The organism is Rathayibacter sp. VKM Ac-2835 (assembly GCF_013266705.1).
Classification (GTDB): domain Bacteria; phylum Actinomycetota; class Actinomycetes; order Actinomycetales; family Microbacteriaceae; genus Rathayibacter.
The window spans coordinates 238,142-263,796 of record NZ_JABSNQ010000004.1 but is presented as its reverse complement, the minus strand read 5'-3'; the positions used below and the strand labels follow the sequence as shown (position 1 = coordinate 263,796).

Below are 25,655 nucleotides of genomic sequence, written 5' to 3'. Positions count from 1 at the left end.
GCCGCTCGCCACCCGTTCTAGGCTGGCGGAGCCGACCCGGGCCGGTCGAGCGCAGGGGAGCGGAACGGAGTGCGGCCATGACGGCATCGGACGAGGCGGCACGCGCCGCCGCCGCCCTGCAGGAGCTGCTGGCGCAGACCGCGGCCGAGCTCGAGCGCCGCGGCGTCCCGGATCAGGCCCTCGCCGAGCTCCGCCGGCCGCGCGCGATCCTCGGCTTCCGCCGGGCACCCGTGATGGCCCCGGTCACCCGGGCCTGGCGCCTCGGCGTCCTGCTGCTCGGGCGCGACGGCGACGTCTTCGCGACCGGCTCGGTCACGCGCTCGGTCGCGCCGCTGCACGCGAACAACCAGTCGGAGTCGCAGGAGGCGCGCCGGGAGATCCGCAAGGCCGCCTTCGACGGTCCGTTCCGCGAGGGCGAGATCGTCAACCACGGCTGGCGCCGGCTGGCGATCGACGCCGACGGCCTCGCCGCCGGTCAGGAGCCGCTCTCGCTCCGGGGCGACCGGGTGGTCGTCCGCTGGGCGCCGGGCCTGGGGGAGCAGGGGCTCATGCCCCTCGAGCGCTACCTCGCCGACCGCCTCGACCTGCTCGAGGGGGCGTAGGAGCCGACCGGCGCGGCCGGCTCCGCCGCGTCACTCCGCAGTGTCACTCCGGAGCGTCACTCCTCCTCGGCGACCGGGTGGAACCAGGGCGGGTAGACCGCGACGCGCGGCGAGGCTCCGCTGTTCTCGAACATCGCCTTGACCTTGTTCTTCATGGTGACCGACGGCACGCCGACGACGGCGATCTCCTCGATCGGGAAGCGGTCCGGCACGAGCGCCTCGGCGCTGCGCAGGGCGGGCTCGTCGACGAGGAGCCGGGCGAAGGTGCGCACGAGGGCGTCGCCCTCGGTGAAGCGGGTGAGCACGTGCGACGCGTCGCCGTCGCTGAGCACGGGTGCGGAGGACAGCGAGCCGACCAGGACGACGAACTGCGACGCCGTGGTGGTGTGCGCGCGGGGCGACCAGTGCGGGAGCACGCGGTCGCCGCGGAGGTCCGCCCAGAGCGCGGCGTCGGGGGAGAGGAAGAACGGGACGTAGCCGGCGACGCTGACGCCGTCCTTGACCTGGACGGCGCGGCGGTGCTCGCGGGTCGTCTCGGCGCTGACGTCGACCGCGGGGCGGCCCTCGAGGTTCTGGTCGGCCAGCACGGCGCCGGCGGCGACGATCGCCTCGAGGTTGTCGAGGTGCGTCACGTGGTAGATGCGCTGCGCGGTGATGTCCACCTGGGGGAGCGGCTTCTCACGGGCGGTGCCGCGGGCGGCGGCGCGCGCGGTGGCCGCGCGGGACGTGCCCGGCACGCGCACCGGAGCTCGGGTGCGGCCCTGCGGCTCGGGGAGCTTGGCAGGGGAGCAGACGTCGCAGAGAGCGATGTCGAGGCCGTGGATGCATTCTTCGGGCACGCGTGTGATCCTTCTGCGCGCGGTCTCGGGATTCCGGCGCAAGGTCGACGTTACGCGACCGCGGCGACCCCGTGCCGACCCGGCGGTGATCCGCGGACCTCCGACGCGCCCGCCCGCGCATCGCCTGGGAGCCGGCGAGGGGCCGCTGCCGCCCCGCGTAGCGTGGGCGGGATGAAGCGCACACCCCCCGCCGAGGGACAGGAATCCGTCTGGGACTACCCGCGACCGCCCAGGGTCGAGCCCACCGCCGAGCACGTCGTGGTCCGGCTCGGCGGCGTCGTCGTCGCCGACACCCGCGCGGCGTTCCGCGTCCTCGAGACCAGCCACCCGCCCGTTTACTACCTGCCCCGCTCCGCGTTCGCCGAGGGAGCCCTGGAACCCGCGCCGGGCCGCAGCATCTGCGAGTTCAAGGGCGCGGCCTCCTACCTGACGGTGCGCGGCGGAGGAGCGGTGGCCGAGGCCGCCGGCTGGATCTACCCCGAGCCGATGCCGGGCTTCGAGGAGCTCGTCGACACGGTCGCGCTCTACCCGGGGCGGATGGACTCCTGCACCGTCGACGGCGAGGCGGTGCAGCCGCAGCCGGGCGACTTCTACGGCGGCTGGATCACCTCGCGGGTGGTCGGCCCGTTCAAGGGCGCGCCCGGGACGATGTTCTGGTGAGCACCCGCGGGCTCTCCGCGTAACGCCGGGTAACCACCCGACGCGCCCGACGCCTCCTCTGCCACGGTGGTGCCCACTGCCCGAGGGCGGGGACAGAGGAGGCGGACCATGGCGCAGGACGGGTCTTCGGGCGACGACGGCTGGGGCTTCTCGACCCGTCAGCTGCACGCCGGGGCGGTCGAGGACGCGCTGCACGCGCGGCGCACCCCGATCTACCTCACGGCCGGCTTCAGCTTCGACTCCTTCGATGAGGCGCGGAACCGCTTCGCCGGTGCGGACGGCTACACCTACACCCGGGTCGGCAACCCGACCACCGACGCGGTCGAGCGCCGTCTCGCCGCCCTCGAGAGCGGCGTCGAGGCGCTCCTCGTCGGCAGCGGTCAGGCCGCCGTCTCGGTCGCCCTGCTCGCGCTCGCCTCCGCCGGAGACCACGTGGTCGCCGCCGCGAGCCTCTACGAGGGCACGCGCAACCTCCTGCTGGAGAACCTCGCCCGCCTCGGCATCGGTACCACGTTCGTCGAGGACGCCGACGACCCGCTCGCCTGGGCCGCGGCGATCACTCCGCGCACCCGGGCCGTCCTGATCGAGTCGATCCCGAATCCGCGCAACGACGTGGTCGACGTGCGGCTCGTCGCCGACGTCGCGCACCGCGCCGGCGTCCCCGTCGTCGTCGACAACACCTTCGCCACCCCGTACCTCCTCCGCCCGCTCGAGCACGGGGCCGACATCGTGGTGCACTCGGCGAGCAAGTTCCTCGCCGGCCACGGCGCCGTCATCGCCGGCGTGATCGTGGACGGCGGGTGCTTCGACTGGCGCACGGCGGCCTACCCGCACCTCGCCGCGGCGATCGCGCGCGGCGGCGACCCCGAGCGCGCCTTCGCCGACTACGCCCGCTACGTCGTGGCCGGCCGGATGGGGCCGACCGTCTCGCCGCTCACCGCCTTCCTGCTCGAGCAGGGCCTCGAGACCCTCTCGCTGCGGGTCCGCCACCAGTCCCGCAGCGCCCTCGTCGTCGCGCGCTGGCTCGAGGCGCGGCCCGAGGTCGCCAGCGTCGACTACAGCGGACTCGCCTCCAGCCCCTCGCACGCCCTCGCCCGGCGCCTGCTGCCGCTCGGGCAGGGCTCGGTCTTCTCGTTCACGCTGCACGGCGGGGAGGAGGCGGCGCGCCGCTTCTCCGACGCCCTCGGCCTCTTCACCCGGATGACGCACCTCGGCGACGTCCGCTCGCTCGTGCTGCACCCGGCCTCGACCACGCACGTCGGCCGCACCGCCGAGCAGCTCGAGGCCGCGGGGATCGGCCCCGGTCTGCTGCGGCTCTCGATCGGCATCGAGGACGTGGAGGACCTGCTCGCCGACCTCGAGCTCGGGCTGCGCGCCTCGGCCGTCCGGCCGCTCGTGCTGGCGGAGGCGTCGTGAGCCGGCCGCAGCACTTCGCCTGGTTCCTCTCCCGCGGCTTCGGCCCGCAGGCCTGGGGGCAGCCCGGCTGGGAGTGGGACCACTCCTGGACCACGGCCGAGGTCTACCGGCGGAGCGCCCGCGAGCTCGAGCAGGCCGGCTTCGACCTCGTCATCATCGAGGACGCGCTCTCGCTCGGGAACGCGAGCACCCTCGACCTCCGCATCCGCCGCGCCTACGGCGGGCCCAAGCACGACCCGCTGCTGCTCGCACCCTCGCTGTTCGAGGCGACGCAGCACCTCGGCGTCGCGCCGACGGTGAACCCGATGGCCTACAGCCCGTACCAGGCGGCACGCCAGTTCGCCACGCTGCAGCACCTCAGCGGCGGCAGGCTCGGGCTCAACGTCGTGACCGACGTGGGCAGCAGCCGGCACTTCGGTCTCGAGCCGCTCCCGCACGACGGCGCCTACGACCGCGCGCACGAGTGGCTCGACTCCCTGCGCGAGCTGTGGCGCAGCTGGGACGACGGCGCGCTGATCCAGGACGAGGCGACCGGCCGCTTCGCCGACGGCGACCGGCTGCGCGCAGTGCGGCACCGCGGGAGGCACTACTCCTTCGACGGCCCGCTGAACGCGCTGCCGTTCGGCACCGAGTCCTCGGCGGGGACCGCCGCGGGCCCGGGCGAGCCGGTCATCGTCTCGCCCGGTGGATCGCCGCGCGGCATCGACTTCGCGGGCGCGCAGTCCGAGATCCAGCTGGCCCTCGCCTCGCTCGACACCGCGACGGTCCGCGCCTACCGCGAGCGGGCCCGGGCCGCGGCCGCCGCGCACGGGCGCGACCCGGACGACCTGACCATCCTCTTCGTCGTCAAGCCGATCATCGTCTCGAGCCGGGAGGAGGCGCAGCGCCTCGTCGATGCCTCCGCCCACCCCGACGACGCGGCGCTGCTCACCGCGGCCGCCGCCTGGTCCAGCGACCTCGAGACCGACCTGACCGTGCTGGACCTCGACCGCCCGATCGACCCGTCGGTCTTCGGCGAGCACGTCTCGCGCGGCAGCATCGCCGGCCTCTACGGCGGCGCCGACGCCGACGCCCCGCTGCGCGCCCTGCTCACCGCCAAGGCGCGCCTCGGGCTGATCGCCGACCGGACCGGAGTGGTGGGCACTGCGGAGGAGGTCGCCGACTTCGTCCAGGAGCTCGGCGACGACGCGGACAACGACGGCTTCGCCTTCTCCGGCGACTTCCACCCGGTGACGCTGCACCGGATGCTCGACGAGCTGGTGCCGATCCTGCGCCGCCGCGGGATCCTGCGGCGGGAGTACCCGGGCGGCGGATTGCGCGGGAGTCTCGCGGAGTTCTGAGCGTCTCAGCCTGATCCGGTCCCGCTAGGAGTCCGCCGCCGGCTCGGCGATCAGGAGCGCTCGGGCCGCCTCGAGACCGGACACCTCGAGCGCCCACTCCGGGCGGTGGAACGTCTCGGGCGTCACGCGGAACCGGGTCTCCTCGACCGCGACTCCATCGGCGCCGACCGTGCGCCGCGTGCCGTTGGGCTCGTAGCCGAGCGCCGTCGACACCCGGATCGAGGCGGTGTTCCACGCCAGCGCGCTGCTCTCCGCCACCTCCGCGCCCAGGTGATCGAAGGCGAGCAGCAGCGCGGCGGCGCGCATCTCCCGGCCGAGTCCCCGGCCCTGAGCCGACCGCGTCAGCCACGAGCCGGAGGAGACGGTGCGCCGCGCCGCGAACGCGTCGGCGAGCAGGTCCTGGCAGCCGATCACCGCGCCGTCCTCGACGATCGCGAAGGCCACGCGCCAGGAGTCCGGTCGCGTCGCCGCGCGGAGCGACCACTGGTAGCGGGCGAGGTCGGCGGGCAGCTGCTCCGCGGGAACCTCGGCCCAGGCCGCAGGGAACGGCGAGCGGCCGGGCTCGTGGATCCCGGCGACCGCCGCCGCCGCGAGGGCGGGCAGATCCTCGTCGCGGACGGGGTGCAGCTCGAGGCGCGGCGTGCGCAGCACGAGGGAGAAGAGCGGCCAGGCCGCCGAGGCGTCATCCATCCGACGACGCTAGCGAAGCGGCGACGCGCGCGGGGCGCCTGCGGTACCGGTGGTGGGACTCGAACCCACAAGCCCTCTCGGACAGAGCATTTTGAGTGCCCCGCGTCTGCCATTCCGCCACACCGGCTCATCACGAGCCTGTCGAGAATACCGTAGGCTCTTCGGCGTGACAGACCAGGAAACTCCGCAGACCGCACCCCGTCGGGTCGTCGTCGCAGAGGACGAATCGCTCATCCGCATGGACATCGTGGAGATCCTCCGCGACAACGGCTTCGAGGTCGTCGGTGAGGCGGGCGACGGCGAGACGGCCGTGGCCCTCGCCACCGAGCTGCGCCCCGATCTGGTGATCATGGACGTGAAGATGCCCCAGCTCGACGGCATCTCCGCCGCCGAGCGCCTCTCGAAGGCGCACATCGCCCCCGTCGTCCTGCTGACCGCCTTCAGTCAGAAGGAGCTGGTCGAGCGCGCGAGCGAGGCCGGCGCGCTGGCCTACGTGGTCAAGCCGTTCACGCCGAACGACCTGCTGCCGGCGATCGAGATCGCCCTCTCCCGCTACGCGCAGATCCTCACCCTCGAGGCCGAGGTCGCCGACATGGTCGAGCGCTTCGAGACCCGCAAGCTCGTCGACCGGGCCAAGGGCCTGCTCAACGAGAAGATGGGCCTCTCCGAGCCCGAGGCCTTCCGCTGGATCCAGAAGGCGTCGATGGACCGCCGCCTCACCATGCACGACGTCGCGCAGGCGATCATCGAGCAGCTCAGCCCCAAGAAGTAGGGCGGCGGCGGCCCGAGGGCCGCGCCGTCACGGCCAGAGGCGGGTGCGCTCCCACGGGGAGCCGCCCGCCTCCGTCGTTCCGGCAGCGGGTGCGCGGTAGAGCAGGCGGGTGTGGTCCTGCTCCGCCCTGGTCGAGCCCTGCCAGAACTCGATCCGCTCGGGCACGACGCGGTAGACGGCCCAGTCCCGGTCGAGCGTCGCCGGGGAGCAGGCGACGGCGACGCCGGTCTGCAGCGTCACCAGGTCGAAGTCCTCGGCGCGCTTCATCGGCTCGCTCTGCCGGCCGACCAGCAGGGCCGTGCGCGCGGCCTCCGAGCGCCGCTCGAAGTCCTTCTTCGACTCCTCGGCGGAGGCGCGCTCGACGCGGCCCTCCACCCGGACCTGCCGGCCCTGCACCGGCCAGAAGAAGGTCAGCGCGGCGTGCGGGTTCGCCGCCATCGCCCGCCCCTTGGGGCTGGAGGCGTGGGTCGAGAACGCCCAGCCGGCGTCGTCGATGTCGCGCAGCACCAGCACTCGCGCCGAGACGGTCCCGTCGGCGTCGGCGGTCGACAGCGTCGCGCCGTGGGGGAGGAGCTGGCCGGCGTCCTTCGCCGCCTCCAGCCACTGCCCGAACAGCTCGACGGGATCGGCGGGCGCCGCCTCCACCTCGAAGTCGGGCAGCTCGGACGGCATGGACGGCAGGGAGCGCAGCAGATCGCGGAAGGTCACGCCCCGAGCCTAGGTCGCCCGTCCCGCGGCGGCGGGGGCTTGCGGACCCGTCGCGGCCTCCTCGTCCGGAGCAGCCGGAGCAGCGAACTGCTCCGGCTCTGTCGCGTGACGACCGGCACAGGGCGACAGCGGTTGCACCCGGTCGGATCTCATTGCTATCAATGCCATACCCGAATGGTATTCGAGTGTCGCAGAGGTAACCCGCCTTCTCCGACGAAGACGCCGAGGCATCCGGGTGGAGAGATCATCGTTCGAGTTCGACGAGGCCCAGCGACCGCAGGTGCGAGCTTTCTCGTGCGATGTCGACGCAATGGAGCGCACGATGAGAACACTGACAAGGCCTTCCTCCGTTCTTCTCACCGCTCTCGTCTTCGCGGCCGCTGCGCTCGGGAGCGCCCCTGCGGAGGCGAGTCCACGATCGCTGTCGGAGTCGTCGGCGGCGAGTACCGCCGAGAACGGCAGGGACGCGCTGGACGCCCTGGACGCCCTGGACGCCCTGGACGCCCTGGACGAGCGTGACCTCCTGGCTTCCGGAGCGACGGGACGCGAAGCGGACTTCGTCGCGGACGAGTCCGTGCCCTTACACGAGGGGATCGGCTCGGAAGGAGGGCGGGACCTCGCCTCCGAGGAACTCGACGATGTCGACGGACTGACGGTGTCCACACCGCAGGGCTCGCTCTCGCTCGCGCCGGTCACGGAGTCGAGCGGAGAGGAGGTGCAGCCCGGTGTCCTCCTCTACGAGGGCGAGCACGCCGACTACGTGCTCACCAGCTCTGACAAGACCGCGGCCGCCGCCGGCTACGTGGTCGTCAAGGGAGCGGAGGCGCCGGAGGAGTACCGCTTCGCGGTCACCGCTGCGGGTGCTGATGCGCACCTCGAGCTCACGAGCAGTGGCGGCATCACCGTCTCCGACTCGCTCGGGAACGTCGTCAACACGATCGCGGAACCGTGGGCGGTCGACGCCGACGGTGCTCCTGTCGACACCTGGTACGAGGTCGACGGCGCCGTCGTCGTCCAGCACGTGCAGCACGCGGGAGCCACCTATCCCGTCGTCGCGGATCCGAGTCTGGAATGCGATGCGGCCTTCTGCACGCTTCTCTACAGCCGGGCGGAGACGCAGCGCATCGCTTCCGAGTCGAGTTTCCCCGTCGGGGTGGCGACCGCCGCTTGCGGAACCGTCGGGTGGGCGTGCGGGCTCGGATTGGCAGCTGCGCTCGACACGGCCAACCGAGCGAACAACGAAGGAAAGTGCTTCGGGATCCGGCACTTCCACTACGTGGCAGTGGCGTTCTTGCCCGTCGTCGAGCCCTGCAAGGAATGAGCAGATGGCTCCGACTTCGACTCGCTCCTCGTCGCCGTGGGGCATGCCCCGATCGAGAGCGGGGATCCTCGTTCTCGCAGTGGCGCTCGCTGTCCTCCTCGTCGTCGATGCTCCGTCGTCCGGATCCTGGGGAGGTGCAGTGGAGGTGCCCTTCCCTCTCCTGCTCGTTCTCCTGGCTCTCGTTCCGCGGATGATTCCGCTCGTCGAGGGGTCGCGCCTCCTCGAGCGCTCCGCCCAGCGACCGACGCGCGCAGTGTTCGCCGCAGAGCTCGGCGTTGCACTGATCGGCTGGACGATGTCGACCGTCGTCGGGTCGCCCGTGCCGTCCTTCGTCGCAGCCGGGCTCGTGCTCGTGCTTGGAACGGTGTTCGCGCTCACGGTCTCCGCGGCGCGGAGCTGAACCCGGTCAGCGGGCGTCGCGGAGGATGTCCGTGATGCGGACCGTGCTGAGGCGGCGGCCTTGCTCGTCGCGGACGACGATCTCGTGCGTGGTGAGGGTCGAGCCGAGGTGGATGAAGGCCGGGTCCGCAGACCGGCCGTCCTGGCGCCGACGATTGTCCTGGGAAAGATCGCCTAGTACCTAGGGGGAATGCCCTGCTGATCGAGTAGTCCGCGCAGCGGGCGTACCGAGCGGAGGGGGCGCCTTCGGCGCCAGCGCAGGGCGGGGAAGAGCCCGACGTCTTTGAGGTGGTGGGTCTCGATACGCCCCTGCGGGGCTACTCGACCACCATGACGCGGCGCAGCCGCAACTTTCCCTCACCACCGAGACGTGAAGCGGCTTCCGCGCTCGGGCTACTCGATGACCGTGCCGTCGTCAGCGGGCGTCGCGGAGGATGTTCGTGATGCGGACCGTGCTGAGGCGGCGGCCCTGCTCGTCGCGGACGACGATCTCGTGGGTGGTGAGGGTCGAGCCCAGGTGGATCGCGTCGCAGGTGGCGATCACGTGGCCGTGGGTGATCGAGCGGCTGTGGCTCGCGTTCAGCTCGATGCCCATCGCGAGGCGGCCCGCTCCGGCGTGCACGTTCGCGGCGATCGAGCCCATCGACTCGGCGAGGACGACGTGGGCGCCGCCGTGCAGGATGCCGACCGGCTGGCGGTTGCCCTCGACGGGCATCGAGGCGACCGAGTGCTCGGGGGTGAGCTCGTGCCAGACGATGCCCATCCGCTCGGCGAGCTCGCCCATGCCGCGGCCGATGTGCGCCTCGAGGTCGAGGACGGGCGGGCGGACCCAGGAGTCGGCGGTCGCGGCGGCGGGGGCGGATTCGGTCACGGTGCTCCTCGTGCTGGGCCTCCCGGAGGCCCTCCGCCGACGGGCGGGACCGGGCCCGAACCGGTGTCGGAGGCGCTGTGTAGTCTTGCCCTGTGTCAGATCCGGAACAGCCTACCCTCCTGCTCATCGACGGTCATTCGCTCGCGTTCCGGGCGTTCTACGCCCTCCCGGTCGACAGCTTCCAGACCCGCGAGGGGCAGCACACGAACGCCATCCACGGCTTCCTGTCGATGCTGATCCTGCTGCTGAAGAACGAGAAGCCGACGCACCTCGGCGTCGCCTTCGACATCTCCCGCTACTCGTTCCGCACCCGCGAGTACCCCGAGTACAAGGGCACCCGCGGCGAGACCCCGCCCGAGTTCAAGGGCCAGGTCCCCCTCCTCGAGGAGGCGCTGCACGCGATGAACATCCGCACCGTCTCGAAGGAGGACTTCGAGGCCGACGACATCCTCGCCACGCTCGCCCGCCAGGGCGCCGAGGCCGGCTTCCGGGTCCTCGTCGTCTCCGGCGACCGCGACACCATCCAGCTGGTCACCCCCGACGTGACCCTGCTCTACCCGTCCACCCAGGGCGTGTCGCAGCTCACCCGCTACGACCGCGACAAGGTCTTCGAGAAGTACGGCGTCGAGCCGCACCAGTACCCCGAGATCGCGGCGCTCGTCGGCGAGACCAGCGACAACCTGCCCGGCGTCGACAAGGTCGGCCCGAAGACGGCGGCGAAGTGGGTCAACCAGTACGGCACGGTGGCCGACATCATCGCCCACGCGGACGAGATCAAGGGCGTCGTGGGCGAGAAGCTCCGCGAGCAGAAGGAGAACGCGCTCCGCAACCGCAGGCTCAACCGCCTGATCACCGACGTCGAGCTGCCGCTCGGCCCGAACGACCTCGACCGCCGCCCGATCGACCCGGACGCGGTCCGCGAGATCTTCAGCAGGCTCGAGTTCAAGACACTCCAGGAGCGCGTGCTCACGATCGCGGCCGACGAGGGCGTCGAGGGCGCGGCGGAGGCGCTCGCGGGCGACACGGTCGTCACCGCGGCGCCGGCCGTGCGGAACCTGGTCGACGAGGAGCTCGCGCACTGGCTCGCCCGCGTCTCCGCGAACGGCACCGTCCCGGTCGCCGTGCAGGTGCAGCTCGGCGAGGGCGGCCTGGAGGGCATCGGCCTCTCGGTCGAGGCGGAGTCGGCCTTCGTGCCCTGGGCCGCCGGCCGGCCCGACTACACCGCGCTCGAGGAGTGGCTCGCGAGCGACGCCCCGAAGTACTTCGCCGACGCGAAGCCGCAGGTCAAGGCGCTGCGCCGCGCCGGACTCCCCGTGGCCGGCCTCGCCTTCGACACCCGCATCGCCGCCTGGCTCCTGCAGCCCACCGGTCACGCGGCGACGCTGCCGGCTCAGGTCCTGCAGTACCTCGACGAGGCGATGATCCAGGGTGATCCGAACCAGCTCGTCCCCACCGCCCCGCCGATCGGCCCCGCCACGGAGGCCTGGTACGCGCACCGCCTCGTCGGCGTGCTGACCGAGCTGCTGGGAGAGGGCATGCTCTCCGTCCTCGTCGACATCGAGCTGCCGATCGTGCAGGTGCTCGCCACGATGGAGCTCACCGGCGTCGCGATCGACGCCGAGGTGCTCGCGCGCCTCCGCGGCGAGCTCACCGCCACCTCCGTCGACCTCGCGAACCGCGCCTTCGCCGAGATCGGGCACGAGATGAACCTCGGCTCGCCCAAGCAGCTGCAGCAGGTCCTCTTCGAGGAGCTGGCGATGCCGCGCACCCGCGCGACCAAGACCGGCTACACGACCGACGCGTCGGCCCTGGCCGACCTGCAGGAGTCGCACCCGCATCCCTTCCTCGGGCTTCTGCTCGAGCACCGCGACGCGACCAAGCTCAAGCAGATCATCGAGACGCTGGAGAAGTCGGTCACCGCCGACGGCCGGATCCACACCAGCTACGACCAGACCGGCACCGCGACCGGCCGGATCTCCTCCAACGATCCCAACCTGCAGAACATCCCGGTCCGCAGCGAGGTCGGCCGGCGCATCCGCACCGCGTTCGTGCACGGCGAGCAGGCGAGCACCCTGATCACCGCCGACTACTCGCAGATCGAGATGCGGATCATGGCGCACCTCTCCGGCGACGCCGGCCTGATCGAGGCCTTCCACAGCGGTGAGGACCTGCACCGCTTCGTCGGCGCGCGGATCTTCGGCGTCGAGCCGTCCGACGTCACCTCGGCGATGCGCAACAAGGTCAAGGCGATGTCCTACGGCCTCGCCTACGGACTGAGCGCCTTCGGCCTCTCCAAGCAGCTGCGCATCTCGAGCAACGAGGCGAAGCAGCTGATGACCGACTACTTCGTGCGCTTCGGCGCGGTCCGCGACTACCTCCGCACGGTCGTCGAGCAGGCGCGCGAGACCGGCTACACCGAGACGATCTTCGGCCGCCGCCGGCCGTTCCCCGATCTGCAGAGCGGCAACCGCGTCCTCCGCGACAACGCCGAGCGCGCCGCGCTCAACTCACCGATCCAGGGCTCCGCCGCCGACATCATGAAGATCGCGATGATCGGCGTGCAGGCCGACATCGGCGAGAAGGGCCTGGAGTCGCGGATGCTGCTCCAGGTGCACGACGAGCTGATCTTCGACGTGGCCCCCGGCGAGGAGGACGTGCTCGAGGAGGTCGTCCGCGCGCGGATGGCGGGCGCCGTCGATCTCTCCGTGCCGCTCGAGGTGCAGGTCGGCCACGGCTCCGACTGGGACGTCGCCGCGCACTGACGCCGCGAGGTCCCGGGCCGCTCCGGGCCTCTGGCTAGGCTCGAAGGCATGACCTCCGACACCTCCCGCGAGCCCACCGCCGTCGACCTCGTCGCCGAGCGGTGGGTCGACACCCTCGTCGGGCTCGAGCCCACCCTCGGCACGTCGATCGGCCGGGCCGAGGCGAACCGCCGCCTCGGCGACCTGTCGCCGGAGGGGGTCGAGCGCGCCCGCGCGGCGACGGCCGCCGCCCTGGCCGAGCTCGAGTCCGCCGTGCCCGTCGACGCCGTCGACGCCGTGACGGTCGCCGATCTCGGCTCCGACCTGAGGCTGTCGCTCGAGGCGCACGAGGCGCGTCTCCCGCTGCGGGACCTCAACGTGATCGCCTCTCCCGCGCAGGAGCTGCGCGACGTCTTCGACCTGATGCCGACCGACTCCGTGGGCGACTGGGAGGACGTGGCGGAGCGGCTCCTCGCCGTGCCGGCCGCTCTGGCCGGCTACGCCGAGACCCTCCGGGCGGGCATCGGCGCGGGAGTGACGCCGGCCCGCCGCCAGGTCGGCCTCGTCGCCGAGCAGGCCGAGACGATCGCGGGGCCGCGCGGGTTCTTCGCGGCACTGGCCGCCGGCGCGGCGCCCGCGACCGGCTCGCTGCCCGCGTCGCTCTCGCTGCGGCTCGAGGAGGGGGCGCGCCGCGCCGCCGCGGCCTACGGCGGCCTGGCGCGGTTCCTGCGCACCGAGCTCGCTCCCGCGGCGACCGAGCAGGACGCCGTCGGGCGCGAGCACTACGCGCTGCAGTCGCGCCGGTTCCTCGGCGCCGTGGTCGACCTGGACGAGACCTACGAGTGGGGGATCGAGGAGCTCGCGCGGATGACCGCCGAGCAGGAGGCGATCGCCCGCGAGATCCTGCCCAGCGCGAGCGTCGCCGAGGCGATCGCGCACCTCGACACCGACCCCGCCCGCACGTTGCACGGCGTCGACGCGCTGCAGCGCTGGATGCAGGAGACCAGCGACCGGGCCGTGAGCGAGCTCGCCGGCACCGCCTTCGACATCCCCGACGAGCTCCGCCGCCTCGAGTGCCGCATCGCGCCGACCCAGGAGGGCGGGATCTACTACACCGGCCCGAGCGACGACTTCTCCCGGCCCGGCCGGATGTGGTGGTCCGTCCCGCCCGGCGTCACCGAGTTCGCCACCTGGCGCGAGCTGACGACGGTCTACCACGAGGGCGTCCCCGGTCACCACCTGCAGGTGGGCCAGGCCGTGTACAACCGTGCGAGCCTCAACACCTGGCGCCGCCAGCTCGCCGGCAGCTCCGGGCACGCCGAGGGCTGGGCCCTCTACGCCGAGCGGCTGATGGAGCGGTTCGGCTACCTGGACGACCCGGCCGACCGCCTGGGCATGCTCGACGGGCAGCGGATGCGCGCCGCCCGCGTCGTCATCGACATCGGCGTGCACCTGCAGAAGCGGATGCCCGGCTCGACCGACGTCTGGACCGCCGAGTCCGCCCTCGCCTTCCTGCGAGCGAACGTGAACATGGACGACGCCTTCGTGCGCTTCGAGGTCAACCGCTACCTCGGCTGGCCCGGTCAGGCGCCCTCCTACAAGATCGGCCAGCGGATCTGGGAGGAGCTGCGCGACGAGGCGAGCGCACGCGAGGGAGCGGACTTCTCGCTCGCCGGCTTCCACCGCCGCGCGCTCGATCTGGGCGGCGTCGGGCTCGATACGCTGCGCACGAGCCTGGCCGGCGGAGCCTGAGCCCGGCCAGCCGGATCGCGACCGCCCGGATCCGCCAGGACACGCGGAACGGAGCCCGTTGAGATTGCTCTCACCCTCGTGGGTTCGATAGTCTGGAACGTCACATTCGTGGCGCCGCCGTGCCCACGGTGCGCGACGAGGTCCAGGATCACGGTCCCGGGCGTCGGAGCACTCCCGGGTCGCGGCACCCCCATCACCTCCGCAGTGGTCACCACCGCGTCACGCCCTCGGGCGTGTCGGTGCCCGCCGCCCGATACCCATCCATCCTGGAGCATCCCTTAATGACAACCGCAACGACCGAAAAGGCAACCAAGCAGGTCGCGATCAACGACATCGGGTCTGCTGAAGACTTTCTTGCCGCGGTCGAAAAGACTCTGAAGTTCTTCAACGACGGAGACCTCATCGAAGGCACCGTCGTGAAGATCGACCGCGACGAGGTCCTCCTCGACGTCGGTTACAAGACCGAGGGCGTCATCCCCTCGCGTGAGCTCTCCATCAAGCACGACGTCGACCCCTCCGAGGTCGTCAACGTGGGCGACAGCGTCGAAGCCCTCGTCCTGCAGAAGGAGGACAAGGAGGGTCGCCTGATCCTCTCCAAGAAGCGCGCGCAGTACGAGCGCGCGTGGGGCGACGTCGAGAAGATCAAGGAGTCCGACGGTGTCGTCACCGGTTCGGTCATCGAGGTCGTCAAGGGCGGGCTCATCGTCGACATCGGCCTCCGCGGCTTCCTCCCGGCCTCGCTCATCGAGCTGCGCCGCGTCCGCGACCTCACGCCGTACCTCGGCCAGGAGATCGAGGCGAAGATCCTCGAGCTCGACAAGAACCGCAACAACGTGGTCCTGTCGCGTCGCGCGCTCCTCGAGCAGACGCAGTCCGAGAGCCGCACCACGTTCCTGAACAACCTGCACAAGGGTCAGGTCCGCAAGGGCGTCGTGTCCTCGATCGTCAACTTCGGTGCGTTCGTCGACCTCGGCGGCGTCGACGGTCTCGTCCACGTCTCCGAGCTCTCCTGGAAGCACATCGAGCACGCCTCCGAGGTCGTCGAGGTGGGCCAGGAGGTCACCGTCGAGATCCTCGAGGTCGACCTCGACCGCGAGCGCGTGTCGCTCTCGCTCAAGGCGACCCAGGAGGACCCGTGGCAGGTCTTCGCCCGAACCCACGCGATCGGTCAGGTCGCCCCGGGCAAGGTCACGAAGCTGGTCCCGTTCGGTGCGTTCGTCCGCGTCGCGGACGGCATCGAGGGCCTCGTCCACATCTCCGAGCTCTCGGGCAAGCACGTCGAGCTCGCCGAGCAGGTCGTGTCGGTCGGTGAAGAGGTGTTCGTCAAGGTCATCGACATCGACCTCGACCGTCGCCGCATCTCGCTCTCGCTCAAGCAGGCGAACGAGAACGTCGACCCCGAGGGCACCGAGTTCGACCCGGCGCTCTACGGCATGGCCACCGAGTACGACGACCAGGGGAACTACAAGTACCCCGACGGCTTCGACCCGGAGACCAACGAGTGGCGCGAGGGCTTCGAGTCCCAGCGCGAGGCCTGGGAGCAGGAGTACGCCGCTGCTCAGGCTCGCTGGGAGGCCCACAAGGCGCAGGTCGCCAAGTCGCAGGAGGAGGCCGCCACGGTCTCCGAGGGCGTCTCGGTCGGCGGCGGCTTCACCAACACCGAGTCGGCTGCCGGCGGCGGAACCCTCGCCGACGACGAGTCGCTCGCCGCTCTGCGCGAGAAGCTGTCCTCGAACAACTGATCCGCGGCATCACCACCACGACGAACGGCCGGTCCCCTCGGGGGCCGGCCGTTCGGCGTTTCGGCCGACGGTCGAGCAGACCGCGCAGCGGACCGAATTCATGCTGATCGAGCAGCCCGCGCAGCGGGCGCATCGAGATCCACCACCGCACGGACTCTCGCACGGTGGCCCGACGGACAGGAGCGGGTGCCGCCCCGCGCCGCTGGATAGGGTTGGCGGGTGCATCTCGCCGCTCTGACCGGAGGCATCGCCTCGGGCAAGTCCACCGTCGCCCGCCGTCTCGCCGAGCTCGGGGCGGTGGTCGTCGACGCCGACCGGCTCGCCCGCGAGGTGGTCGAGCCGGGGGAGCCCGCGCTGGCCGCGATCGTCGAGCGCTTCGGCCCGACGACCCTGCGCGCCGACGGCTCCCTCGACCGGGCGGCCCTCGGCGCGATCGTCTTCTCCGACTCCTCCGCCCGCGAGGACCTCAACGCGATCACGCACCCGGCGGTGTCGCTCCGCTCGCAGGAGCTGTTCGCGGCGGCCGCTGCCGCCGACCCGCACGCCGTCGTCGTCTACGACGTCCCGCTGCTCGCGGAGTCGCGCGGGGCGGGGGAGTTCGACGAGGTGATCGTCGTCCACGCCCCGCAGGAGACGCGCGTCGAGCGGCTGATCGCCCTGCGCGGCATGACCGAGGCGGACGCCCGCGCGCGCGTCGGCGCGCAGGCGAGCGACGAGGAGCGGCTCGCCCTCGCCGACGCGGTGATCGACGCCTCCGGAACGCTGGAGGAGACCCTGAGCCAGGTGGACGCGCTCTGGGAGCGGCTGCGTCGCCGCTCAGCCTGAGCGGAGACCCCGGCGGGAGACGGTCGGACCGGGCTCCTAGAGTGGAACGGCCGCAGCACGGGGAACGGCCCCAGCACGATCGCCGAGTCGAGGGGTACGACGCATGAGCGCTTCCGGAGCACGTCCGCCCGCGTCCGACTCGCGGCGCCTGCTGCTCGCGTCAGGGGCGGGCGTCCTCCTCGGTGCGGGCGCGGGAGCGGCCGCGGGAGCGCTCACCGGCCGCACCGGCGCCCCACCGGTCCAGGTCGTCACCCGTCCGGCGGGGTCCTCCCGCATCGTCGACGTGCACGATCATCTCGACGACTCGCTGCCGGCCGGCGCCGCGCGCGACACCGCAGCATGGAAGGCCGCACTCGCCGCCGCCGCGGTGCCCGAGGACGGCGTGGATCCGACGGAGCACCACGGCGTCGTCACCGCCCCCGGGGGCAGCTTCGTCGTGGACGAGACGCTCTCCTGGGACGCGAGGGTGAGCATCGACGGCCACTGCGAGATCCGCTACACCGGGACCGGCCCGGCCCTGCAGACCGTCGGCCCGGTGCTGCAGACCTCCGCCGCCGGCTTCACCCGCCAGCACCAGAGCGTGCTGAGCAACCTGCACCTGATCGGCGACGGGTCGAACACGGGCATCGCCGTGAGCGCCGCGTCGCACCTGCGACAGCCCGGACCCAAGCCCGCCTACCTGTCGTTCGCGAACGTCGTCGCGCGGCGCTTCGACACGGCGGTCGAGCTCGGCTCGCACGCCTACCTGCTCGAGTTCCGATCGTGCTCCTTCCAGGGCAACCGGGTCGGCGTCGTCGCCGTCGAGGACGCGGTCGACTCGGGGGAGCGCATCGCCTTCCAGGGCTGCGACCTCACCAGCAACACCGAGAGCGCGCTGCAGATCCACGGCGACCAGGAGTTCTTCGTCGACCAGTGCTCGTTCGACACCTTCTCGACGAACCAGGGCCGGGCGGTCACGATCTCCCGCGGTCAGGCCCACTTCTCGCACTGCCACTTCGAGATGCAGATCCCGGACAACCACGGCTGGTTCGAGCTGGACGGCTGGGGCGCGCTGCTCTCGCTCACCGACTGCCGCTTCCTCGTCCGGGCGCGCAAGGAGGTCGACGGCGAGGCGGAGCGCGGACTGATCGAGTTCTCCGGAGCGGGCGGTCAGCGCGCCGTCGTCCGCGGCGGGCAGTTCCAGGGCGGCAACTCGCGGCTGCCCTTCCTGGCGCGCGGCGACGGGACGCTGACGATCACGGACACCTCCGCGCTGCCGTCGACGGCGCTGAAGTTCCACGCGGCCGAGCGGATCCGCGGCGTGCTCGACCCGCACGGCTCGCGCTCCGTGCTCGCGGACGACTGGACGGCCGAGGGCGGAGCGTCCGTCGCGCCGGGGGACTCGCCGGTCGCGGGGCTGCGGGCACTCGCGCTGGAGGACGGCTCCGGCGCCGGAGCCGTGCACCTGTTCGTGCCGATCGCCGCGGGGGCGCGGGTGCTCGCCTCCATGGACGCGCTCTTCGAGGGCACGGGCTCCGCCGCGATCGACCTCGGCTTCGCGACCGAGCGCCGCGCCGACGGACTGGGCGGCGACTGGTACTCGCCGACCGAGGTCTCGGCCCGCGACTCCTTCGCCGGCGTCCGGCTCGACGACGCCTACTCGCTGCCCGCGCCGGACTGGGCGGTGCGCGCGGTGATCCGCGTGCGCACCGACGGCATGGCCCCGGGCGACCGCCTCCACCTGCGCGACCTGCGCGTCTCCCGCCTCTGACCCGGCGCCCTCCAGCTGGTCGGTCTGTCGACTCGGCTTCCGGCGCCGGCGGATCTCGATACGCGCGCTCCGCGCGAGTCCCGTTCGCCGTCGGCGCAGGCCCGCCCCGATGTCGGTGGTCGCGGTTACGCTTCGATCATGGAGCCAACGCGTGCCGTGCACCCCTTCGAGGTCATCAGCGAATACCAGCCGAGCGGTGACCAGCCCGGGGCGATCGCCGATCTGAGCGCCCGGATCAACGCCGGCGAGACCGACGTCGTCCTGCTCGGCGCTACCGGAACCGGCAAGTCCGCGACCACCGCCTGGCTCGTCGAGGCGGTCCAGCGGCCGACCCTGGTCCTCGCGCACAACAAGACGCTCGCCGCCCAGCTCGCGAACGAGTTCCGGGAGCTCTTCCCCAACAACGCGGTCGAGTACTTCGTCTCGTACTACGACTACTACCAGCCCGAGGCCTACGTCCCGCAGACGGACACCTTCATCGAGAAGGACAGCTCGGTCAACGCCGAGGTCGAGCGTCTGCGCCACTCCACGACCAACTCGCTGCTCAGCCGCCGCGACGTCATCGTCGTCTCGACCGTCTCCTGCATCTACGGCCTCGGCCAGCCCGAGCAGTACCTCGAGGCGATGGTCGCGCTCCAGGTCGGCCAGCGGGTCGACCGCGACCGCCTGATCCGCAAGTTCGTCTCGATGCAGTACGCGCGCAACGACGTCGACTTCGCCCGCGGCACGTTCCGCGTCCGCGGCGACACGATCGAGATCATCCCCATGTACGAGGAGCTCGCGATCCGCATCGAGATGTTCGGCGACGAGATCGAGGCGCTCTACACGCTGCACCCGCTCACCGGGAACGTCGTGAAGAAGCTCGAGTCCGTCTCCGTCTTCCCCGGCTCGCACTACGTCGCCAGCCAGGACGTCATGCACCGCGCGATCGACACCATCCAGCAGGAGCTCGAGGTGCGCCTGGCCGACCTCGAGAAGCAGAACAAGCTCCTCGAGGCGCAGCGCCTGCGGATGCGCACCACGTTCGACCTCGAGATGATGCAGCAGATCGGCTTCTGCTCCGGCATCGAGAACTACTCGCGCCACATCGACGGCCGCGAGTCCGGCGAGGCCCCGCACTGCCTGCTCGACTACTTCCCCGACGACTTCCTCGTCGTGATCGACGAGTCGCACGTCACCGTGCCGCAGATCGGCGCGATGTACGAGGGCGACGCCTCGCGCAAGCGCACCCTCGTCGAGCACGGCTTCCGGCTGCCCTCGGCGATGGACAACCGCCCGCTGAAGTGGGAGGAGTTCAAGGGCCGCGTCGGCCAGACCGTCTACCTCTCGGCCACGCCCGGTCGCTACGAGATGGGCATCGCCGACGGCATCGTCGAGCAGATCATCCGCCCGACCGGTCTGATCGACCCGGAGATCGTCGTCAAGCCGACCAAGGGCCAGATCGACGACCTGCTCGAGGAGATCAAGCTCCGGACCGAGCGCGACGAGCGCGTCCTGGTGACCACCCTCACCAAGCGGATGGCGGAGGAGCTCACCGACTTCCTCACCGAGGCCGGGGTCCGCGTGCGCTACCTGCACTCGGACGTCGACACGCTCCGGCGGGTCGAGCTGCTCTCCGAGCTGCGCGCGGGCGTCTACGACGTCCTCGTCGGCATCAACCTCCTCCGCGAGGGCCTCGACCTGCCCGAGGTGTCGCTCGTCGCGATCCTCGACGCCGACAAGGAGGGCTTCCTCCGCTCGTCGACCTCGCTGATTCAGACGATCGGCCGCGCCGCGCGCAACGTCTCGGGCGAGGTGCACATGTACGCGGACAAGATGACCGACTCGATGAGGCTCGCGATCGACGAGACCGACCGCCGCCGCGAGAAGCAGGTCGCCTACAACCTCGACCACGGCATCGACCCGACTCCGCTGCGGAAGAAGATCGCCGACATCACCGACGCGCTCGCCCGCGAGGGAGCCGACACGGCGAAGCTGCTGGCCGGCCGCGACGCGAAGAAGAAGAGCCCGACGCCGAACCTGCGCCGCCAGGGTCTCGCCGCGAACGGCGGCAACGACCTCGAGGCGATCATCGCCGACCTCAACGGCCAGATGCTCCAGGCCGCCGGCGAGCTGAAGTTCGAGCTCGCGGCGCGACTGCGCGACGAGGTCTCCGAGCTCAAGCGCGAGCTGCGGCAGATGGAGAAGGCCGGGCACCTGTCCTGACCGAGCAGGGTCGGCCCGAGCGGGCCGGCCCGCCGGTGCGGGCGGGGTCGACGAGCGCAAGTCGCGGGGTCCGGGATCAGCGGCCAGCGAACGCCCCGAGCGATGTCGGTGGCTCCGCATACACTTTCGAGGTGTCGATCCTGAACGCCGTTACGGACCCTTCCACCACCCCCTCACCCTCCTTCCACCGCTTCGTCTCCTCGCTGGACGAATCGGTGTCGAAGCTGGTGGTGAGCGGGGCCAGAGTGCACAACCTGCGCGACGTCGACCTCGAGATCCCGCGCGACTCGATGGTCGTCTTCACCGGCCTGTCGGGCTCGGGCAAGTCCTCGCTCGCCTTCGACACGATCTTCGCGGAGGGCCAGCGCCGCTACGTCGAGTCGCTCTCCGCCTACGCTCGGCAGTTCCTCGGGCAGGTCGACCGCCCCGACGTCGACTTCATCGAGGGCCTCAGCCCCGCGGTGTCGATCGACCAGAAGTCGACCAACCGGAACCCGCGCTCCACCGTCGGCACGATCACCGAGATCTTCGACTACATGCGCCTGCTCTGGGCCCGCATCGGCATCCCGCACTGCCCGGTCTGCAGCGAGCCGATCTCGGCGCAGACCGTGCAGCAGATCGCCGATCAGCTGATGGAGCTCGAGGAGGGCACCCGCTACCAGATCCTCAGCCCGGTCGTCTCGCAGAAGAAGGGCGAGTTCGTCGACCTCTTCAAGGAGCTGACCGCGGGCGGCTACTCGCGCGCCATGGTCGACGGGAAGCTCATCCAGCTCAGCGAGCCGCCGGTGCTCAAGAAGCAGTACAAGCACGACATCTCCGTCGTCGTCGACCGCCTCGTCGCCGGTCCGGACATCCTCGGCCGCCTGACCGACTCGCTCGAGACGGCCCTGCGCCTCACCGACGGCATCGTGCAGATCAACTTCGTCGACGGCGAGGGCGACGGCGCCTGGACGACGTACTCCGAGAAGCTGTCCTGCCCCAACAACCACCCGATTTCGCTCACCGAGATCGAGCCGCGCACGTTCTCCTTCAACGCGCCCTTCGGCGCCTGCCCCGAGTGCTCCGGCCTGGGCACGCGGATGTCGGTCGACGACGAGCTGCTGCTCGGCGACCCCGACCTCAGCATCGCCGAGGGCGTCATCATCCCCTGGACCACCCAGGGCAAGGGCCTCTTCCAGTACTACGAGAAGCTGCTCGACGGCCTCTCCCGCGACCTCGGCTTCAAGCTGACCACCCCGTGGAAGCGCCTCAGCTCCGAGGTGCAGCAGGCGGTGCTCCACGGCGACAACTTCGAGGTCAAGGTCAAGTGGAAGAACCGCTACGGCCGCGAGATGAGCTACACCTCCGGCTTCGAGGGCGTCGTGCCCTACATCGAGCGGCAGTACGTCCAGGCCGAGACGGACGTGCAGCGCTCGCGCTGGGCCGAGTTCCTCCGCGAGGTCGCCTGCCCGGTCTGCAAGGGCTCGCGCCTCAAGCCCGAGGTGCTCGCCGTGCTCGTGCACGGTGCGAGCATCGCCGATGTCGCCGACCTCAGCCTCGGCGACGCCCAGGCGTTCATGAGCGAGCTCCAGCTCACGCCCCGCGAGGCGACCATCGCCGCGCAGGTGCTCCGGGAGATCCGCGCGCGCCTCGACTTCCTGATCGAGGTCGGGCTCAACTACCTCAACCTCTCCCGCGCGGCCGGCTCGCTCTCCGGCGGCGAGGCGCAGCGGATCCGGCTCGCCACCCAGATCGGCTCCGGCCTCACCGGCGTGCTCTACGTCCTCGACGAGCCGAGCATCGGCCTGCACCAGCGCGACAACCGCCGGCTGATCGACACCCTGATCAAGCTGCGCGACCTCGGCAACACCCTGATCGTCGTCGAGCACGACGAGGACACCATCCGCACCGCCGACTGGATCGTCGACATCGGACCGGGCGCGGGCGTCAACGGCGGCCGGGTCGTGCACTCCGGCTCCTACGAGTCGCTCCTCGAGAACACCCACTCGCTCACCGGCGACTACATCGCCGGCCGCCGCTCGATCGAGCTGCCGAAGAAGCGCCGCAAGATCGACCGCAAGCGCGTCATCAAGGTCGTCGGCGCCAACGCCAACAACCTGCAGAAGGTCGACGTCGAGTTCCCGCTCGGCACCTTCGTCGCGGTCACGGGCGTCTCCGGCTCGGGCAAGTCGACGCTCGTGAACGACATCCTCTACCGGGTGCTCGCCAACCAGCTCAACGGCGCCCGCAAGGTGCCGGGCAAGCACACCCGCGTCACCGGCCTCGAGAACCTCGACAAGGTCGTCCATGTCGACCAGAACCCGATCGGCCGCACCCCGCGCTCCAACCCGGCGACCTACACGGGTGTGTTCGACCGCATCCGCAACCTCTTCGCCGAGACCACCGAGGCGAAGGCCCGCGGCTACCTGCCCGGTCGCTTCAGCTTCAACGTCAAGGGCGGTCGCTGCGAGGCCTGCTCGGGCGACGGCACGATCAAGATCGAGATGAACTTCCTGCCCGACGTCTACGTCGCCTGCGAGGTCTGCGGGGGAGCGCGCTACAACCGCGACACCCTGACCGTGCACTACAAGGGCAAGAGCATCGCCGAGGTGCTCGACATGCCGATCGCCGAGGCGGCCGAGTTCTTCGAGCCGATCACCTCCATCCACCGGTTCCTCAAGACCCTGGTCGAGGTCGGCCTCGGCTACGTCCGGCTCGGCCAGAGCGCCACCACGCTCTCCGGCGGCGAGGCGCAGCGCGTCAAGCTCGCCACCGAGCTGCAGCGCCGCTCGAACGGGCGCAGCGTCTACGTGCTCGACGAGCCGACCACCGGTCTGCACTTCGAGGACGTCCGCAAGCTCCTGCTGGTGCTCAACGGCCTCGTCGACAAGGGCAACACGGTGATCACGATCGAGCACAACCTCGACGTCATCAAGTCGGCCGACTGGCTGATCGACATGGGTCCCGAGGGCGGCGCCGGCGGCGGCCAGGTCGTCGCGATCGGCACCCCCGAGCACGTCGCGAAGGTGAAGGAGAGCCACACCGGCACCTTCCTCGCCGAGATCCTGCCGTGACGCGGCTCCGCCTCGCCGATCGTCCCCGGGGGGCCGGGGGAGCGGAGGCGCGGGCATGACGCAGACCGTCGACTTCCGGCCGAAGCCGGGCGAGATCCCGACCCTCCCGGGCGTCTACCGCTTCAAGGACGCCCGGGGCCGGGTGCTCTACGTGGGCAAGGCCAAGAACCTCCGCGCCCGGCTCAGCAACTACTTCGCTCCGCTGCCGAGCCTGCACGAGCGCACCCGGCGGATGGTCACCTCGGCGTCCGGCGTCGAGTGGACCGTCGTCGGCACCGACGTCGAGGCGCTGCAGCTCGAGTTCACCTGGATCAACGAGTTCGATCCGCCCTTCAACGTCAAGTTCCGCGACGACAAGTCCTACCCGTACATGGCCGTGACCCTCGGCGACGAGGCGCCCCGGGTGATGGTGACGCGCAACGCCAAGATCCGCGGTGCGCGGTACTTCGGCCCGTACCCGAAGATCTGGGCGATCCACGAGACGATCGATCTGATGATCAAGGCGTTCCCGATCAGGACCTGCAACGACTCCAACTACAAGCGGGCGATGCAGAGCGGCAAGCCCTGCTTCGCCTCGCAGATCGGCCGCTGCGGCGGTCCGTGCTCGCACCGGGTCACCTTCGCGGAGCACCGCGCGATCGTCGACCGCTTCGTCGCGTTCATGGGCAGCCACGACCGCAGGATGATCGGCGAGCTCGAGCGCGAGATGCGCGAGGCCGCCGAGGCGATGCAGTACGAGCGCGCCGGCAAGCTGCGCGACCAGGCCGCGGCGCTCGACGCCGTGCTGGCCAAGAGCGCGGTCGTGCTGAAGGACAACGTCGACGTCGACCTCTATGCGATCGTGCACGACGAGCTCGCGGCCTCGGTCCAGCAGTTCCGTGTGCGCGGCGGCCGCATCCGCGGTGAGCGCGGCTGGGTCGTCGACAAGGAGCTCGACATGAGCACCGCCGAGCTCGTGGACACCGCGCTGCAGGCCGCCTACGAGAGCGGCGACATCCCGCCGCGCGAGGTCGTCGTGCCCGAGCTGCCGGAGGACTCCGAGGCGCTCGAGGAGTGGCTGGGCTCGCTGCGCGGCGCGAACGTCCGCCTGCGCGCGGCGCAGCGCGGCGACAAGGCGGCTCTGCTCGAGACCGCGACGCAGAACGCCAAGCACTCGCTGATGCTCTACAAGACCCGGCGCTCCGCGGACTTCACCGCGCGCACGCAGGCCCTCGAGGACATCCGCGACGCGCTCGGGATGGCCGAGGCGCCGCTGCGGATGGAGTGCTACGACGTGTCGCACCTCAGCGGCACCAACATCGTCGCGTCGATGGTCGTCTTCGAGGACGGCCTGGTGCGCAAGGACCAGTACCGCCGCTTCAGCATCGCCGAGTCCACCGATGACACCGAGTCGCTGCACCAGGTGCTGACCCGGCGCCTCGCCTACCTCAAGGAGCCGACCGAGCCCGCCGAGATCGATCCCGAGACGGGGGAGGCGAAGCGGCGCAAGTTCTCCTACCCGCCGAACCTGCTCATCGTCGACGGCGGGCAGCCGCAGGTCGCGGCCGCCCAGCGCGCACTGGACGAGTCCGGGGTCACCGGGATCACCCTCTGCGGGATCGCCAAGCGTCTCGAGGAGATCTGGCTGCCGGACTCCGACTTCCCGGTGATCCTGCCGCGCAACAGCGACGCGCTCTTCCTCTTCCAGCGCATCCGGGACGAGGCGCACCGCTTCGCGATCACCCACCAGCGCCAGCGCCGCAAGCGCGACATCTCGTCGCAGCTGGCGGAGATCCCGGGGCTGGGCGGGACACGCGTCCGCGACCTGCTGAAGCACTTCGGCTCGGTCACCCGCCTGCGGGAGGCCAGCGACGCCGAGATCGCCGAGGTCAAGGGCATCGGGCCGACGCTCGCGGCGGCCATCCACGGGCACCTGCATCCCTGAGGCACCGCCCTCCGCCGGGTGCTCCGCTCAGGGCCACACCCTAGG

General features: G+C 71.3%; 19 protein-coding genes, 1 tRNA gene and 1 pseudogene. 15 read left to right on the top strand and 6 right to left on the bottom strand.

What is annotated here, in order from left to right; translation table 11 throughout:
* Nucleotides 1–77: 77 nt before the first annotated feature.
* Nucleotides 78–602 carry a hypothetical protein gene (locus HRK28_RS17720; protein WP_173252564.1) on the top strand — a complete coding sequence of 175 codons (525 nt, stop codon included), beginning with the start codon at nt 78–80 and terminating at the stop codon, nt 600–602.
* A 56-nt stretch (nt 603–658) separates the two neighbouring features.
* Here HRK28_RS17720 and HRK28_RS17715 read toward each other — a convergent pair whose 3' ends face one another.
* Entirely contained in the window at nt 659–1,441 is a 783-nt protein-coding gene (locus tag HRK28_RS17715; RefSeq protein WP_159422559.1) for a DarT ssDNA thymidine ADP-ribosyltransferase family protein, read from the bottom strand.
* 171 nt (nt 1,442–1,612) lie between these two features.
* Here HRK28_RS17715 and HRK28_RS17710 point away from each other — a divergent pair, with 171 nt between their 5' ends.
* The 3 genes from HRK28_RS17710 (at nt 1,613) to HRK28_RS17700 (ending at nt 4,857) form a co-directional block, all read left to right on the top strand.
* The gene (locus HRK28_RS17710; protein ID WP_160089800.1) at nt 1,613–2,101 is read left to right on the top strand and encodes a DUF427 domain-containing protein; all 489 of its coding nucleotides are present in this window, start codon (nt 1,613–1,615) and stop codon (nt 2,099–2,101) included.
* A 108-nt stretch (nt 2,102–2,209) separates the two neighbouring features.
* Nucleotides 2,210–3,517 carry an O-acetylhomoserine aminocarboxypropyltransferase/cysteine synthase family protein gene (locus HRK28_RS17705; RefSeq protein WP_173252563.1) on the top strand — a complete coding sequence of 436 codons (1,308 nt, stop codon included), beginning with the start codon at nt 2,210–2,212 and terminating at the stop codon, nt 3,515–3,517.
* Nucleotides 3,514–4,857: an NtaA/DmoA family FMN-dependent monooxygenase gene (locus tag HRK28_RS17700; RefSeq protein WP_173252562.1), complete on the top strand. Its 1,344-nt coding sequence runs from the start codon at nt 3,514–3,516 to the stop codon at nt 4,855–4,857. The genes HRK28_RS17705 and HRK28_RS17700 overlap by 4 nt, the downstream gene beginning before the upstream one ends.
* Before the next feature lie 24 nt (nt 4,858–4,881).
* Here the strand turns inward: HRK28_RS17700 and HRK28_RS17695 are convergent, their stop codons facing one another.
* Together HRK28_RS17695 and HRK28_RS17690 are read right to left on the bottom strand one after the other, a co-directional pair.
* Nucleotides 4,882–5,547 carry a GNAT family N-acetyltransferase gene (locus HRK28_RS17695; RefSeq protein WP_173252561.1) on the bottom strand — a complete coding sequence of 222 codons (666 nt, stop codon included), beginning with the start codon at nt 5,545–5,547 and terminating at the stop codon, nt 4,882–4,884.
* 44 nt (nt 5,548–5,591) lie between these two features.
* Nucleotides 5,592–5,674 (bottom strand) — tRNA-Leu (locus tag HRK28_RS17690).
* A 39-nt stretch (nt 5,675–5,713) separates the two neighbouring features.
* Here HRK28_RS17690 and HRK28_RS17685 point away from each other — a divergent pair.
* Nucleotides 5,714–6,319: an ANTAR domain-containing response regulator gene (locus HRK28_RS17685; RefSeq protein WP_123446252.1), complete on the top strand. Its 606-nt coding sequence runs from the start codon at nt 5,714–5,716 to the stop codon at nt 6,317–6,319.
* Nucleotides 6,320–6,346: 27 nt separating this feature from the next.
* Here the strand turns inward: HRK28_RS17685 and HRK28_RS17680 are convergent, their stop codons facing one another.
* A complete protein-coding gene (locus HRK28_RS17680) occupies nt 6,347–7,027 on the bottom strand; it encodes a pyridoxal 5'-phosphate synthase (protein ID WP_160089792.1) in 681 nt (226 codons plus the stop codon).
* Nucleotides 7,028–7,349: 322 nt separating this feature from the next.
* Between HRK28_RS17680 and HRK28_RS17675 the strand changes: the two genes are divergently transcribed.
* Both HRK28_RS17675 and HRK28_RS17670 read left to right on the top strand, forming a co-directional pair.
* Nucleotides 7,350–8,348, top strand: coding sequence for a hypothetical protein (locus HRK28_RS17675; RefSeq protein WP_217274880.1), 999 nt, complete (start codon nt 7,350–7,352; stop codon nt 8,346–8,348).
* A gap of 190 nt (nt 8,349–8,538) precedes the next feature.
* Nucleotides 8,539–8,748, top strand: a complete 210-nt coding sequence (locus HRK28_RS17670) for a hypothetical protein (RefSeq protein WP_173252559.1) — start codon at nt 8,539–8,541, stop codon at nt 8,746–8,748.
* Between the two features lie 6 nt (nt 8,749–8,754).
* Here the strand turns inward: HRK28_RS17670 and HRK28_RS20300 are convergent.
* Both HRK28_RS20300 and HRK28_RS17665 read right to left on the bottom strand, forming a co-directional pair.
* Nucleotides 8,755–8,862 (bottom strand): annotated as a pseudogene (locus HRK28_RS20300) (thioesterase); the annotation flags it as partial.
* 300 nt (nt 8,863–9,162) lie between these two features.
* Nucleotides 9,163–9,531 carry a PaaI family thioesterase gene (locus HRK28_RS17665; RefSeq protein WP_123446567.1) on the bottom strand — a complete coding sequence of 123 codons (369 nt, stop codon included), beginning with the start codon at nt 9,529–9,531 and terminating at the stop codon, nt 9,163–9,165.
* Nucleotides 9,532–9,710: 179 nt separating this feature from the next.
* On the opposite strand from HRK28_RS17665, the gene polA reads away from it, so the two are divergent.
* The 8 genes from polA to uvrC all read left to right on the top strand — a co-directional run bounded on the left by polA (nt 9,711) and on the right by uvrC (nt 25,610).
* The gene (gene polA, locus HRK28_RS17660) at nt 9,711–12,380 is read left to right on the top strand and encodes a DNA polymerase I (protein WP_173252558.1); all 2,670 of its coding nucleotides are present in this window, start codon (nt 9,711–9,713) and stop codon (nt 12,378–12,380) included.
* A gap of 48 nt (nt 12,381–12,428) precedes the next feature.
* A complete protein-coding gene (locus HRK28_RS17655) occupies nt 12,429–14,111 on the top strand; it encodes a DUF885 domain-containing protein (RefSeq protein ID WP_173252557.1) in 1,683 nt (560 codons plus the stop codon).
* Between the two features lie 281 nt (nt 14,112–14,392).
* On the top strand, nt 14,393–15,853 hold the full coding sequence (rpsA, locus tag HRK28_RS17650; RefSeq protein ID WP_123446259.1) for a 30S ribosomal protein S1: 1,461 nt from the start codon (nt 14,393–14,395) through the stop codon (nt 15,851–15,853).
* 219 nt (nt 15,854–16,072) lie between these two features.
* Nucleotides 16,073–16,678, top strand: coding sequence for a dephospho-CoA kinase (gene coaE, locus HRK28_RS17645; protein ID WP_160089779.1), 606 nt, complete (start codon nt 16,073–16,075; stop codon nt 16,676–16,678).
* Between the two features lie 103 nt (nt 16,679–16,781).
* Nucleotides 16,782–18,428, top strand: a complete 1,647-nt coding sequence (locus HRK28_RS17640) for a hypothetical protein (RefSeq protein ID WP_173252556.1) — start codon at nt 16,782–16,784, stop codon at nt 18,426–18,428.
* A gap of 138 nt (nt 18,429–18,566) precedes the next feature.
* The gene (gene uvrB / locus HRK28_RS17635) at nt 18,567–20,633 is read left to right on the top strand and encodes an excinuclease ABC subunit UvrB (protein ID WP_123704319.1); all 2,067 of its coding nucleotides are present in this window, start codon (nt 18,567–18,569) and stop codon (nt 20,631–20,633) included.
* A 203-nt stretch (nt 20,634–20,836) separates the two neighbouring features.
* A complete protein-coding gene (uvrA, locus tag HRK28_RS17630) occupies nt 20,837–23,686 on the top strand; it encodes an excinuclease ABC subunit UvrA (protein WP_173252688.1) in 2,850 nt (949 codons plus the stop codon).
* 55 nt (nt 23,687–23,741) lie between these two features.
* Complete coding sequence (gene uvrC / locus HRK28_RS17625) at nt 23,742–25,610, top strand: excinuclease ABC subunit UvrC (RefSeq protein WP_160089775.1); 1,869 nt, start codon at nt 23,742–23,744, stop codon at nt 25,608–25,610.
* The last annotated feature ends 45 nt before the right edge of the window (nt 25,611–25,655 follow it).